We start from the raw sequence: 13900 nt of genomic DNA, 5'->3' as shown, positions 1-13900 counted from the left end.
GCCTCCTTGCGTCTCGAATTCAGGACTTCCCCTAGCCTAGCGGCATCGGGGCTGGCGCCGGACAGCGCCTTTTGCCTCGCTACGGCGCCGGCACCAGGCCCTCCCACGCAACCGTCCAGCCAGCCGGGAAACCCGGGGCGTGCCGGTCCGGCCCGCCATCCCAGCCCGCAGCCATCAGGGCGACGGCGGCCAGCAGTCCGCCGTTTCCCGGCAGGTAGAGGGGGAGTGAATCCGTCTGCCGGTTGTGTCCGTTGGGCAGCGCGGCGTTCTTCCCGGCACTTTGCAGGAGGGCGTCAACGGCGGTCTCCGGGTCGTCGAGCCGGGCGGCGGTCATGGCCATCACCGGGTAGTCCCAGCCCCAGGTGCTGTCCCAGTCCCAGCCGGCGAGGACATCGGCGAGCGTGGCGCGCATGGTCTCCGGGTCGATGAGGTCTGTCTGCGGCAGCACGCCCAGCGCACACAGCATGGACGGGTGGTCCGTGCGGATGGTGAAGGCCTCGAGGTCGATCGCCGCGTAGACGCCGTTGACCGTCCGCGGGCGGACCATGCCGTCCGCAACGGCCTTCCAGTCCCCCCGCAGCTCCAGGCCCAGGCGTTCGCGCCAGGTGTTGGCGGTGCGGAGGGCCCACTGCCAGTACGCGAGTTCGAACGTGGGGTTGGTGACCGTGCCGCGGACGGATTCATAACTTTCCTGCGCGGGGATCAGGGGAGGCCCGAGCTCAAAGCCGCGGGCGGTGGGGTGCGCGAAGCTGGCCATGAACGCGGCCGTTTCGAAGACGATCTCCGCGAATTCCTCCAGCAGTTCCCGGGACGGTTCGGCCCTGTACGCAAGCTCGGCCAGGTGGATGGGGTGCGGCTGCTGCCAGATCAGGAAGGTGCCGATCGGGCTGGGGCTCTCGCGCCCGTCCGGGCCTACCTGCTTGGGCCAGCGGACGCCGTCGAACCCCTGCGCCTTGGCCGTCTGCCGCGCCGGTTCCAGGATGGTCGCGTACCAGCGGAGGCTGGGAAGCAGCAGCCCGGTGCGGTTCCAGTGCGCGAAGTGGGCGGCGTGCCACCAGTGCATCTCCAGGTGGAAACGGCCGCGCCAGGAATTGCACACCAGCCCTGTTTCCTGCGGCGGCAGCGAGCCGGCACAGTTGATCGCAGTGAGGTACTGCGAGAGGACGATCCTGCGCTCGAGTTCCGCCGCCCGGGGATCCGGTGTGCCGTGCAGTTCGACGGCGCCGCCGGAGTGCCAGAATTCCGGCCAGTGGGCGCGGGAAGCCTCGACGACGGCGGTTCCGCTGTCCGGCCGGGGCAGCCCGCCGGTGCCGCGCAGGACACAGTCGCCCTGGCCGGTGCTGGTGAACTGGACTGCCAGGTCGAGGACGTCCTGTCCGGACGCGGCGCGCAGCACGAGTTGGTGCGGGCCGGGCTGGTCCAGGCGGAGGTCCTGCCCGGACACCGTGACCTGGTACCCGGAGCCGTCCATGCTGCGGTCCACGATCCACAGCTGTTGGCCATCCCCGGCCCCGGCAGGTCCGGTGAGGCTGGTGGTGTGGGCATCGGGCCGGTTCCAGTCTGCTGCGTCGTGCCAGGCGTCGGAACCGTAGGGGAAAGCGAAGGTGACCATCAGGCCGTCTTGAAGGGCCGGGGACTCCACGATGAGGCCCACCTGGTCCCGGTCCGGATGGCATGCGGTGGTGACCCTTACCGGGTGGCCCCGGAGGCTGAAGGTGCTGGTGACCGTCCCGGTCCAGAGGTCGAGGGTCTGGACGGGGTGGACGATGTCTGCCGGCGCGAGCGGCCGCGCGCCGCCCGCCGCCGAGTCCGCATCCGCCCACGCAAACCCGATCCGGCCCAGGTCCAGGCGGTGCGGGTTGGCCCGGAGCCAGGTTTCAGCGCGGGAGACCTCGGTTTCACGCCCGTCCACGATGTCGCCCACCATATCCACATAGGGGACAGGGCCGCGGGGAGAGTCGTAGAGGACCGTGGACCCGGCCAGGCTGTAGTGCTCTGCCGCGGGAATGGAGTGCCAGCCCCACTGGGACTGCGTGCCCAGCAGCGTTCCGGGCGGAAGTTCGCTGCGCGCTCCCACGGGGTACTCGGCCGGGAGGGTCTGCAGCCCCGTGAGGTCCACCGTGAAGCAGAACTCGCCGTTGCCCACGGACACCGGGCTGCGGGGATCAAGGCTCCGCTGTTCCACATTATGGCGGCGGACCAGGGCTTCGCGGTCGATCGTGTGCTGGCTGTGCATGGGCACGCCCTCCTGAGGCTGTCGGCTCTGGCTGCTGCTTCCACAAGTGTTTCCTCCACTGAGAAAACGCTTTCCGAAGCCTTTCAATCCTTGTGGCATCCGGAGCAGGTGTCAACCTCCAGGTTCAGGAGGGCCGCCTTGCCGGCCAGGCTCACTCCGCGCGCATGGCCCCCAGGATTTCACGCAGCGCCTCCACCACGAGGTCGTGGTCCTGCTGCTGCGGCAGTCCCGAGACGGTGACGGTGGCCACCGCGCCCACGCCAGCCACATAAACCGGGAACGAGCCGCCGTGCGGGGCATAGGTGGTTTCGTCGAACCAGCCGTGGTCCTCGATCCGGCCGCCATGCAGCCGGCCGCGGAGGCCCACCAGCAGCGACGGCACCTCATACCTGGCCGCGGTCCGCTGCTTGGCCCGGATCCAGCGCTCGTTGTCCGGGGTTGCACCGTCCAGGGCCACGTGGAAAAGGACCTGGTCGCCCTTGGTGATGTCGATCGCGACGGGCAGCCGGCGCGTCTTTCCCAGCTCCACCAGCAGCAGCCCCAAATTGAGGGAATCGTCCTTCGTGAAATGCGGGAACTGCAGCTCGGTGATCTCGGCTTCGATCCGGGCGATCAGGGCCTCGAGCAGGCCCGCCGGCTGGGGCACGGTCGAATCGGGATTGAAGGCAGTCACAGTCGGGTTATTGGCAGTCATGGCCCACAATCTACCGCCCCTGCGGTGTAAACTGGACCACGCCCATCAGGGCAGATTATTCAACGACAGGGGAGCGCCGCCGTCGGGCATCACTGGCATTGCCAGGGAACCGCAGGTGGGCGCTGAGAGTGCGGGACAGCCGCAGACCCTCGAACCTGATCCGGCTAGTACCGGCGCAAGGGAGTCGAGTTCTCGAAGTGTGCGGCAGCCGGCGTCCAGCCGATCGCCGGGACACTTTCCCCTCCTGTTCCTCAGGAGGATCACATGAGTACTGCAGCAATCAAAAAGACCGGCAACACCTGGCGCATCGTGGACATCGTGGTGGCCGCCCTCATCGCCATCGCCGGCGGCGTGATCTTCTGGGCCTGGTCCCAGGGTGCCGCCGCGGTTTCGCCGCCCATGAACGCCGTCTACCCGCCGCTGACCGGCCTGATCGCCGGCGGCTGGATGATCCCGGCCGTGCTGGGCATGCTTGTCATCCGCAAGCCGGGCGCCGCCCTGTTCTGCGAAACCGTGGCCGCCATGGGCGAATTGATCATGGGCTCGCCGTACGGCGCCTCCGTACTGTTCTCCGGATTCGTCCAGGGCCTCGGCGCTGAAATCATCTTCGCCGTCTTCGTTTACAAGAAGTTCAACCTGCCCGTGTCTCTGCTGGCCGGCGCCGCTGCCGGACTCTTCTGCGGCCTGAACGACTCCTTTGCCCCCTGGGGCTGGAACATCGCCTACGCCGGCGGCGACAAGCTCGCGTACATCGTGTTCACCGCCATCTCCGGTGCGGTCATCGCCGGAGCCCTTTCCTGGATCGCCACCCGCGGCCTGGCCAGGACCGGCGTGCTGAGCTCCTTCGCGTCCCGCAAGGCAGCGACGGAGCCCGTCTTCTCCTGATGCCCGCAGCTCACGACGGCGCCGCCTCCGCAGCGGTGCGGCCCGCCGCCGTCACCGCCCGCGGCTGGGGCTGGCGCCACGCCGGCCGGTCCCGGCCCGCGGTCCGCGCCCTGGACCTGGACATCCGGCCCGGGGAGCGGGTGCTCCTGCTTGGCCCGTCAGGCGCCGGCAAGTCCACGCTGCTGCACGCCCTCGCCGGGGTGCTGGGGGACGTGAACGACGACGGCGAGGCCGGCGATTCCGACGAATCCGGTTCGCTGCTGATCGACGGCGCGTCCCCGCGTGAACGGCGCGGCCGCGCCGGCCTGATGCAGCAGGACCCCGAAACGCAGGTGGTCCTCTCCCGGGTGGGCGACGACGTCGCCTTCGGTGCCGAGAACCTCGCCGTGCCCCGCGGCGAAATCTGGACGCGCGTGCACGGGGCGCTGGACGACGTCGGGCTCTCCCACCTGCCGCTGGACCACCCGACGTCGGCCCTCTCCGGCGGCCAGAAGCAGCGCCTGGCGCTGGCCGGCATCCTGGCCATGCGGCCGGGCCTGATCCTGCTGGACGAGCCCACCGCCAACCTGGACCCCGTGGGCGTGCTGGAAGTCCGGGACGCGGTGGGCCGCTGCCTGGACAAGACCGGGGCCACGCTCGTTGTGGTAGAGCACCGGGTGTCCGTCTGGAAGGACCTGGTGGACAGGGTCGTGGTGCTGCAGCCCGGCTCCGCGGCCGATCCCGCGGTGCTGCTCGACGGGCCGCCGGACCAGGTCCTCGCCGAGGCCCGCGACATGCTGATCGCCGCCGGTGTTTGGGTGCCCGGCTTTGTCCCCGCCACCCGGAACCGTATTTCCGGTGGCACCGGCGATCTCCTCCTGGCCGCCGAGGACCTGGCCGTTTCGCGCGAACGGCCCCGCCGCCGACGCTTCAAAACCATCCCGCCGGTGCCCGTCCAGCAGGATATTTCGGCGCAGGTCCGGGCAGGGCAGGCCCTCACCATCACGGGCCCCAACGGCGCCGGCAAGTCCACGTTTGCGCTGACCCTCGCCGGCCTACTGGCTCCGGTCGAGGGCAAAGTTTCTGCCACCGTGGATCTGAGCCGGGGGGCCGGCATCGACCCCTACAAGTGGAAGGCGGAGCAGCTGATCGCCCGGATCGGAACCGTCTTCCAGGAACCGGAGCACCAGTTTGTCACCGGCAACGTCCTGGACGAGCTGATGTTCGGGCCGCGCCATCTGGGCCACGGCGAGGAACGCGTGGATGAGCTCCTGGAGCGGCTCCGGCTGACCGAGCTCGTGGACGCCAACCCGTACACGCTCTCCGGCGGTGAAAAGCGGCGGCTGTCCGTGGCCACCGTGCTCGCCGCGCATCCGCAGGTGCTGGTCCTGGACGAGCCGACCTTCGGCCAGGACGCCAACACCTGGGCCGAGCTGGCCTCCTTCCTCTCCGAACTGCTCGATGCCGGCACCGCCGTGGTGTCCGTGACGCACGACGCCGAATTCAGTGCAGTCCTGGGCGGCGCCGAGCTCCGGCTCGGCACCACCGAGGCGGTGGCCCCATGAGGCAGGAACTCACCCTCGCGGGAAACAAGGCCCTGCTGACCCGCGCCAATCCGCTGAGCAAGTTCGCCGCCGTCGTGTTTATGACCGTGGTGCTGGCTCTCTCCATCGACTGGGTGTCCGCCTCCGTGGCCCTCGTGTGTGAGCTGCTGCTGTTCCCACTGGCCGGACTGACCCTGACGCTGCTGTGGCAGCGCGGCTGGCCGCTGATCCTCGCCGCCGCCGTGGGCGGCTGGAGCACCTCCATCCTGGCGCCGGACAGCGGAAGGATCCTGCTCGACGTCGGCATCTGGTCCATGAGCGAAGGCTCGCTGGAGCTGGGGCTGGGCTTTATGCTGCGCGGGCTGGCGATCGCGCTGCCGGCCGTCCTGCTGATGAGCTGCACGGATCCCACAGACCTCGCCGATGCCCTGGCGCAGAAGGCACGGCTGTCGCACCGGTTTGTGCTGGGCACGCTCGCGGCCATGCGGCTCGTTGGCCTGATGGCCGAAGAATGGCAGACCATCGGCATGGCCCGCCGCGCCCGCGGCGTGGGCTCGCGGGGCAATCCGCTGCAGCGGCTCAAGGCCACGCTGGGCCAGAGCTTCGGGCTCCTTGTCCAGGCCATCCGCAGGGCGTCGCGGCTCGCGGTCACCATGGAGGCGCGCGGATTCGGCGGCGGGGACCGGACCTGGGCGCGTGAATCCACCTACAGCCGGCTCGACGGGTGGGTCCTGGTTGCCGGGGCGCTGATGGCCGCAGCCGCGGTGGCCGCGGCGATGTGGGCCGGGACCTGGAGTTTCGTCGGCGGCTAGTCCTGCGGCCAGGCGTCCGTATGCCGGGACCTCCGCACCGGAACCTTTGCACAGTAACCATTGATCTTCCTGAAACATCTTGATAGTTTCGGGAAATCGGTTTCTAAGCAGAAGGTCGTGTACCCAATGGCGCGTAACAACATCCGCAGAGCCCGCAAATCCATCGCTGTCCTGACGGCTGTGGCCCTCTTTGGCCTCACGGCCTGCTCCAGCGGTTCCTCGAACCAGGCGGAGTCCGGCCCCGTCGAAATCCGGTTCTCGTGGTGGGGCAACGCCACCCGGGCCGAGCTGACCAACAAGGCCATCAAGGCCTTCGAAGCTGAAAACCCCACCATCAAGGTCAAGCCCGAATATGGGGACATCGGCGGCTACTTCGACAAGCTCGCCACCCAGGTGGCGGCCAATGACGCGCCGGATGTCATCACCATGGGCGGCGCCTACCCGGCCGAATACGCCAACCGCGGGGCGCTGCTGGACCTCTCCAAGGTTGACGGCCCGCTGGATCTGTCGCGCTTCGATGAAGGTGCCCTGCAGAACGGACAGGTGGACGGCAAGCAATACGGCGTCTCCACCGGCGCCAACGCGCTCTCCATCGTGGCGAACCCGGCAGTTTTCCAGGCCGCCGGGGTGCCGTTGCCCGATGACAGCACCTGGACCTGGGAAGACTTTGCCCGGGTCGCCGCGGACGTGACCGCCAAGAGCCCCCAGGGCACCTACGGCACCGCCACCGTCCTGACCCACGACTCCCTGGACGCCTTCGCACGCCAGCGCGGCGAATCCCTCTACACCAAGGACGGCCAGCTGGGGCTGGAGCAGGACACTGTCCGCGACTACTTCGACTACTCCCTGAACCTGAGCGCAACGCGTGCGGCGCCGAGCGCCTCGGAAACCGTGGAAAAGCTCAACGTCAGCACCGAACAGACCCTCATGGGCATGGGCAAAGCCGCCATGATGCTGACCTGGAGCAACTCGCTGACCGCACTCAGCAAGGCATCCGGCGCCGAACTCCAGCTCCTTAGGCTGCCGGGCGAGTCTCCCACGCCCGGAATCTGGCTGCAGTCCTCGCAGTTCTACACAATTTCAGCCCGAAGCAAGCACACCGAAGCCGCGGCGAAGCTGGTCAACTTCCTGGTCAACAATGAAGAAGCCGCCAAGGTGGTCCAGAGCGACCGCGGCGTGCCCAGTAACCCGGAGATGCGGTCAGCCATCCAGGATCTCCTGACGCCGCAGGGCAAGGCGGAAGCCGCCTACGTTGATGAGATCGGGAAGCTGAAATTCGCGCCCACCTTCATTGGCCCCACCGGATCGACGGCGGTCGCGGAGATCACCGCCCGGATCAACACCGAGGTGCTCTTCAAGCGGCTGACGCCGGAGAAGGCCGCCGAACAGTGGATCAGCGAGGGCAAGGCCGCCATCGGCAAGTGAGGCGCCCGCGTGGAACCCGGTGACCCGGGGGCTTCAGGCGCCTAGATGCAGGAGTAGTCGTAGTCGAATCCCCTGGACACGACCTGCGTCAGCGTGACCTTGCCGCCGGCGGTGAGCGGGGCATTGGAGCAGTTGGCCTTCGCTCCTGATGCGGTGCGGGCGCCTGCCAGCCAGCTGGGCAGCGTGTACAGGTTGCTCGTGCTGCTGACAGTGCCCACGATCTGTCCCCACTGGTATCCGGTGGAGTAGATGCCGACGTCGGCCTCGATGCTGTGGAAGAACTCGGTCATGCCTTCAAGGACCGCACGGTTGGCGGTCTTGTCGCTGGAGGACCAGGAGTTGCCGGTTTCCACGTCCAGCCACCAGAGATAGCCGGCAGGGTCGCGGACTCCGCGGATGTTGGCGTCATCGTAGGCCTTGGCGTAGCCGTACATGTACGAGCACGCGGCGCCTACATCGCCTGCCCTGCACGGCCCGTAGGGATTGTGGACGGCAGTCCCGGCCGGGTATTTGTCGTTGGTGGGCCACCACGAACCGGCCGTCCCCGGGTTGGCGGTATTGACGTACAAAGCGACCTGGGGCTGGCCGGTGAGCCCTGCAGTGGTCCCGGCCCACGCCAACTGCTCCTTCAGGCACGGGTTGGTGGTGTTGGCCAGGCCGTTGTTGACGCCCACAATGCCGAACGCCGCGCCTTTGGGAAGTGCTTTGTTGCACTGCGGCCAGGACACGTCGTTACCCAGCAGCAACGGGGCGCCGTCTCCTGGCGGCGGTGCCGCGGCGGCCGGCGGTGCGAATACCAGGGCGAGGATCATCAGCCACAGCGCGCAGGCCGCTGCGAGCCCCGTTCGGGTCGCGTCCTTGCGCATGGGTGACCTCCCTGGCAGCCCGGCGGACCGCTCTTTTCAGTGTCCTCCGCCCGGGTGGCAGGGGTCAAGGAAGCCAGCCAAGCGCGCGACTCTATCGCATGAAGTGGGTAATGTGTGAGATTCGGCGCGTTGCGCCTCCTGTAATGCCCGAAAATAGCTCATGCGTGATATTTTTTTGGTATGACTCAGGAAACTGCCGAACATGTTGCCGCCACACTCCGGGATGCCCGCAGCCAGAAGGGCTGGACCCAGGGCCAGCTGGCCGCCGAGCTCGGAACCAGCCAGAGCGCCGTCGCACGGATGGAACAGGGGAAGCAGAACCTGAGCCTGAAAATGATCCAGCGGCTGGAAACGATTTTTGGGCACAGCATCGTCAAGGTGGGCACGTCCCAGATGACCCATCTGCGGGTCGAGGGCGGGCGCACGCTGTCCGGGGCGGTGGATGTGAACAGCAGCAAGAACGCCGGCGTCGCGCTGCTCTGCGCCAGCCTGATCAACCGCGGCACCACTGTCCTGCGCCGGCTGGCACGGATCGAGGAGGTCAACCGGATCGTGGAGGTGCTGACCAGCATCGGCGTCGAGTGCACCTGGCTCAATGACACCGACCTCCAGCTCCGCCGGCCGGCGGTCCTGGACCTGGACGCCATGGATGTGGAGGCCGCCCGCCGCACGCGCAGCGTCATCATGCTCCTTGGCCCGCTCCTGGACGAATCCGCGGAATACCGGCTCCCGTATGCGGGCGGCTGCGACCTGGGCACCCGCACCGTGGAGCCGCACATGCAGGCACTGCGCCAGTTCGGACTCTCTGTGGAGGCGACCGCCGGTTTCTATGCCGTGCAGGCGCCACTGGCCGACGACCTCGACCGCTCCTTCGTCCTGACCGAACGCGGCGATACGGTCACCGAGAACGCCATCATGGCAGCCGCCCACCGCCGCGGCACAACGATCATCCGCAACGCGAGCCCCAACTACATGGTCCAGGACCTCTGCTTCTACCTGGAGATGCTGGGGGTGAAGATCGACGGCGTTGGCACCACCACGCTGAAGATCACCGGCCTGCCGCTGATCGACGTCGACATAGAGTATTTCCCGTCCGAGGACCCCATTGAGGCGATGAGCCTGATTACGGCCGGCATTGTCACGAACTCGGAGGTGACCATCCGCCGGGTCCCCATCGAGTTCATGGAAATTGAGCTGGCGACGCTGGAGCAGATGGGCCAGCAGTTGGAGGTTTCCGGGGAGTACATGGCGCGCAACGGCCGCACCCGGCTGGTGGATGTGACCACCAAGCCGTCCGAGCTGCGGGCGCCGGAGGACAAGATCCACCCGATGCCGTTCCCGGGCCTGAACATCGACAACCTGCCGTTCTTCGCGGTGATCGCGGCCAATGCCGACGGCCAGACCATGATCCACGACTGGGTCTACGAGAACCGGGCCATCTACCTGACGGAGCTGAACCGGCTGGGCGCCCAGGTGCAGCTGCTGGACCCGCACCGGATCTACGTCAAGGGCCCCACCAAATGGCGTGCGGCCGAGGTGGGCTGCCCGCCGGCCCTCCGCCCGGCCGCCTGCCTGCTGCTGGCCATGCTCGCGGCCCGCGGTGTGTCGGAGCTGCGGAACATCTACGTGATCGAGCGAGGCTACGAGGACCTGGCCGAGCGGCTGAACACCATCGGCGCGAAGATCGAGTACTTCCAGGACTAGCGCGAACGTACACTTGCGGCCCCGCCGCCCGGCGCGAACTGGCAGATAATGCCCCCTCCACACGGATTTGAGGGTGTAATCTGCCAGTTCGCGCTTCGTCATGATCGGCAGTACCCCGGCCAACCCGGCGGGCGTTGAAGCACAATATAAGCATGCGAACATTCGGCGTCGAGGAAGAGCTCCTGATCGTTGATCCGGAAACCGGGGCGCCCCTTGCCCTGGCGGACGCCCTGCTGTCCGGCCGGCGGCTCGCCGCCGATGACGCCCCGGAGGATCCGCATGCGCTGGACACCAGAGCCAAGACCGCATACGACGACGAGATGGGCTTGAGTGCCGAGCTGAAGCTTGAGCAGATCGAGACGCAGACCCGTCCCTGCCTTGAATACTCGGAGCTGCTGCCGCAGATCCGGGCCGGGCGGCTGCTCGCCGACCAGGCGGCGCTCAAGAATGGCGCCAGGGTGGCCGCCCTGGCCACATCTCCGCTTGGTTCCACGACCCACACCACACCGGATCCCCGCTACGCGCGGATGCTGGAGCGGTTTGGCCTGACGGCGCAGGAGCAGCTGACGTGCGGTTTCCACGTCCACACCTACATCGAATCGAAGGATGAGGGCGTGGCTGTGCTGGACCGGATCCGCGACAAACTGGCCGTTCTCACCGCACTGAGCGCCAACTCGCCGTTCTGGAACGGGATGCCCACGGGATTCGAGAGTTACCGCACGCAGGCCTGGAACCGCTGGCCCACGTCCGGCCCGTCCGGCATTTACGGCACCTATTCTGCCTACCGGCGCGTGGTGACGCGCCTGCTGGACAGCGGCGTGATGCTCGACGAAGGCATGCTCTACTTCGACGCCCGGCTGTCCCGGAACCACCCCACCGTTGAGGTCCGGGTGGCCGATGTCTGCCTGCGCGCCGAGGACGCCGCCCTGATCGCCGTGCTGGTGCGGGCGATGGTCGAATCGGCAAGCCGGGAATGGCGCGACGGCGTGGACCCTGCCCCGGTGCCCACAGTCCTGCTCCGGATGGCGGCGTGGCAGGCGAGCAGCAGCGGCCTGAGCGGTGAACTGCTGGATTTCGGCACCTTCCGGCCCGCGCCGGCCGTGGATGTGGCGCGTTCCCTGGTGGATTACCTGGCTCCGGTCCTCGCCGAACAGGACGAACTGGCCCTGGCCCGGCAGGGCGTTGAGGACATCATTGCCCGCGGCACAGGCTCGGTGGAGCAACGCCGGGTCCGTGACTCGGCCATGGAAAAATCAGCGCCCGACGACGGCGGGCTGGGGGCCGTGGTCTTACACGCCGTGGGCGTCACGATGCGCGGAACCTCCGGGCTGCCCGAGGTTGATGAGGCCCCCGAACTGCTGAGGGTGCGCCAGTCCTAAGTTTCCCGGTCCTCTTCCTCCGGCGCGGAAGGTTCTTCATAGCGCATCAGCTGGGCACCGACGGCGCCCTCCACGAGGTAGAAGACGAACGGCGGGATGTCCTTCGCCCCTGACAGGATGGCGCCGAACGCGGTGGCGCCAGTGACCGCCGTGATGCCGGCCCACGGCTTCAGCGGCAGCAGCAGGAGGGCCGCCCCAAGCGCCGCAAGGGCGCCGATATGGAGTCCCGAATACGTCAGGAACGGCCAGTTGGCGCCCCGCCGGTAGGCGAACCTCTCCAGGTCCGAGGCGCGGTTCGCGAGGGAAACGACGAACAGCGGTGCGCCTGCAACCAAGGCTGCCGCCGCGCCACTGGCCATGGTTTTCGCGGGGCCGGGCCCGAGGGCCTGCGCGAACCGGACGAATCCGACCGGAACGGCCGCAGTGCCGGCCGCCGCCAGGAACTGGCCCGCGATCCAGGATCCGCGGCTGCGCTGCAGCATCGCCAGCCTGGTGGCCGGGTCCTTGGTGGCGTGCACCATTCCCACAAAGGAAATCCCCACACCCCAGCAGGTACTCGCCGCAATGATGACCGCTCCGGCCTTCCGATACGGCCTGTTCCCCTGCATTGCCTGTTTTCGCTGCATGGCTGGCTCCCGGTCCGGAGGGTGCGGTGGCCCGGCACCATCGCGGTGGTGACCATGAAGTTACGCCGCAGTGCCGTCGCGGTCAACGGGCAGGAGGCCGGCAGGTTCCAGCCTCAGGCACCCACCGCCAGGCGCAGCCCCAGTGCCAGCATCACGACGGCGATCAGGCCGTCGAGGATGCGCCACGACGAGGGCCGCGCGAAAAACGGACGCAGGATCCGTGCGCCGAACCCGAGTGCGCTGAACCATACGATGCTGGCGGCAATGGCCCCGGCCCCGAACCACCACCGCAGGTCCTTCGACTGCTGGTTGGCCACCGACCCGAGCAGCAGCACTGTATCGAGGTAAACGTGCGGGTTGAGCCACGTCAGGGCAAGCACCGTGGAAACCGCTGCCCCGGCCCGGAGGGCTTTCTGGTGTCCCGAGGCCTTCAGCGCCCCCGGGCGGATCGCCCGCCGGGCCGCCATAACGCCATAACCCACCAGGAACGCCGCGCCGGCGTAGCGGGCCACCCCCACCACCACCGGGTTCGCCTCAACCAGTGCCCCGATTCCGGCGATGCCGGCGGCGATCAGCAGCGCATCGGAGACGCTGCAGACCAGGACGACGGCGGCCACATGCTCGCCGCGGATGCCCTGCCGGAGCACAAAGGCGTTCTGGCTGCCGATGGCCACGATGAGCGCCAGCCCCGTGCCGAAGCCGAGCAAAGTGGGGGCGAGGAAGTGCGTCAGATCCATATCCTCCAACGTATGGCGGACCGTAAGATTACTCCAGCTAAATATTCTTATGACTATTAAGGAAAGCTAATGAAGACCTTCCAGTTTGAGCAGCTGCGGACCTTCGCCGCCGTCGTGGATGAAGGCACGTTCGAGGCGGCGGCCCGGAGCCTCATCGTCACGCCGTCGGCCGTGTCCCAGCGGTTGAAGGCAATGGAGGACGCCGCCGGACAGATCCTGCTGCAGCGCACCAACCCCGTCCGTCCCACCCCTGCCGGGGAAGCGGTCCTGCGGTTCGCGCGGCAGGTCCGGCAGCTGGAGTGGGATGCCTTGCGGGAACTCGGCGACGGCGCGGACGGGCCAACTGCGCCCATTCCCCTGGTGGTGAACGCCGACTCGCTGTCCACGTGGTTCCTGCCGGCGCTGGCAAGCCTTCCCACCGACGCCGGCGCGTACTTTGAACTGCGCAGGGAGGATGAACAGCACTCCACGCAGCTCCTGCGCACCGGAACGGTGATGGCCGCCGTGACGGCGACCCCTGAGCCCGTCCAGGGCTGCAGCGTGGAACCACTGGGTGCCCTGAGGTACTACGCCGTGGCCAGCCCCGGCTACGTCCGCCGCTGGTGGCCGGACGGGCCGGACCTCACTGCCGGCAGCCGTGCCCCCGTCATGGATTTTGACCGCAAGGACGACCTGCAGGGCGGATTTTTCCGCGAACTGACCGGCGCGGAACTGACCGCGCCGCGGCACTACGTCCCGTCGTCGGCCGAGTTCGCCCAGGCCATCCGCCTGGGACTGGGGTGGGGCCTGTTGCCGGAGCAGCAGTGCCTGGCCGACATCCGGAGCGGGGCGCTCGTGGGGCTGGCACCGGCCGATCCTGTGGACGTGTCGCTGTTCTGGCAACGGTGGAAGATTGATTCCCCGCTGCTCAACCAGCTCTCCGCTGCGGTACGTCAGACGGCGTCCCGTCACCTCCGCCAGCCTGGAGCCTGACCTCCCGCGCCTGACCTGCCGCGCCTGGCCCGGCCACCGCG

General features: G+C 68.1%; 12 protein-coding genes and 1 riboswitch. Of the genes, 7 read left to right on the top strand and 5 right to left on the bottom strand.

From position 1 onward, the window contains the following. Positions 1-79 precede the first annotated feature (79 nt). Positions 80-2236, bottom strand: coding sequence for a hypothetical protein (locus ABV518_RS17665; RefSeq protein WP_367769468.1), 2157 nt, complete (start codon positions 2234-2236; stop codon positions 80-82). Between the two features lie 151 nt (positions 2237-2387). After that, complete coding sequence (locus ABV518_RS17660; RefSeq protein ID WP_367769465.1) at positions 2388-2930, bottom strand: heme-degrading domain-containing protein; 543 nt, start codon at positions 2928-2930, stop codon at positions 2388-2390. A 57-nt stretch (positions 2931-2987) separates the two neighbouring features. Then, positions 2988-3130, top strand: a riboswitch (TPP riboswitch). Between the two features lie 64 nt (positions 3131-3194). Here ABV518_RS17660 and ABV518_RS17655 point away from each other — a divergent pair. The 4 genes from ABV518_RS17655 to ABV518_RS17640 all read left to right on the top strand — a co-directional run bounded on the left by ABV518_RS17655 (position 3195) and on the right by ABV518_RS17640 (position 7575). Further along, positions 3195-3815 carry an ECF transporter S component gene (locus ABV518_RS17655; protein WP_310164856.1) on the top strand — a complete coding sequence of 207 codons (621 nt, stop codon included), beginning with the start codon at positions 3195-3197 and terminating at the stop codon, positions 3813-3815. Further along, positions 3815-5359: an ABC transporter ATP-binding protein gene (locus ABV518_RS17650; protein WP_367769460.1), complete on the top strand. Its 1545-nt coding sequence runs from the start codon at positions 3815-3817 to the stop codon at positions 5357-5359. Before ABV518_RS17655 ends, ABV518_RS17650 begins: the two co-directional genes overlap by 1 nt. Beyond that, positions 5356-6150 (top strand): energy-coupling factor transporter transmembrane protein EcfT, encoded by a 795-nt coding sequence (locus ABV518_RS17645; protein WP_367769457.1) that lies wholly within the window; start codon positions 5356-5358, stop codon positions 6148-6150. Before ABV518_RS17650 ends, ABV518_RS17645 begins: the two co-directional genes overlap by 4 nt. Positions 6151-6276: 126 nt before the next feature. Further along, positions 6277-7575 carry an ABC transporter substrate-binding protein gene (locus tag ABV518_RS17640; protein ID WP_367769455.1) on the top strand — a complete coding sequence of 433 codons (1299 nt, stop codon included), beginning with the start codon at positions 6277-6279 and terminating at the stop codon, positions 7573-7575. 41 nt (positions 7576-7616) lie between these two features. Here ABV518_RS17640 and ABV518_RS17635 read toward each other — a convergent pair whose 3' ends face one another. Continuing rightward, on the bottom strand, positions 7617-8441 hold the full coding sequence (locus tag ABV518_RS17635; protein ID WP_367769453.1) for a hypothetical protein: 825 nt from the start codon (positions 8439-8441) through the stop codon (positions 7617-7619). Positions 8442-8621: 180 nt separating this feature from the next. On the opposite strand from ABV518_RS17635, the gene ABV518_RS17630 reads away from it, so the two are divergent. Continuing rightward, positions 8622-10145, top strand: a complete 1524-nt coding sequence (locus ABV518_RS17630) for a UDP-N-acetylglucosamine 1-carboxyvinyltransferase (protein ID WP_367769450.1) — start codon at positions 8622-8624, stop codon at positions 10143-10145. Positions 10146-10297: 152 nt separating this feature from the next. Beyond that, positions 10298-11524, top strand: coding sequence for a glutamate--cysteine ligase (locus tag ABV518_RS17625; protein WP_367769447.1), 1227 nt, complete (start codon positions 10298-10300; stop codon positions 11522-11524). On the opposite strand, the gene ABV518_RS17620 is transcribed toward ABV518_RS17625, so the two are convergent. Beyond that, on the bottom strand, positions 11521-12150 hold the full coding sequence (locus tag ABV518_RS17620) for a hypothetical protein (RefSeq protein ID WP_367769444.1): 630 nt from the start codon (positions 12148-12150) through the stop codon (positions 11521-11523). The genes ABV518_RS17625 and ABV518_RS17620 overlap by 4 nt on opposite strands. A 113-nt stretch (positions 12151-12263) precedes the next feature. Beyond that, entirely contained in the window at positions 12264-12887 is a 624-nt protein-coding gene (locus ABV518_RS17615) for a LysE/ArgO family amino acid transporter (RefSeq protein WP_367769441.1), read from the bottom strand. Between the two features lie 69 nt (positions 12888-12956). Between ABV518_RS17615 and ABV518_RS17610 the strand changes: the two genes are divergently transcribed. After that, positions 12957-13859: a LysR family transcriptional regulator ArgP gene (locus ABV518_RS17610; protein ID WP_367769438.1), complete on the top strand. Its 903-nt coding sequence runs from the start codon at positions 12957-12959 to the stop codon at positions 13857-13859. Positions 13860-13900 lie beyond the last annotated feature (41 nt).

The organism is Arthrobacter sp. HS15c (assembly GCF_040812005.1).
GTDB lineage: Bacteria > Actinomycetota > Actinomycetes > Actinomycetales > Micrococcaceae > Arthrobacter.
Note: the sequence above shows the minus strand (reverse complement) of the source record. Positions and strands in the feature narration are given on the sequence as shown.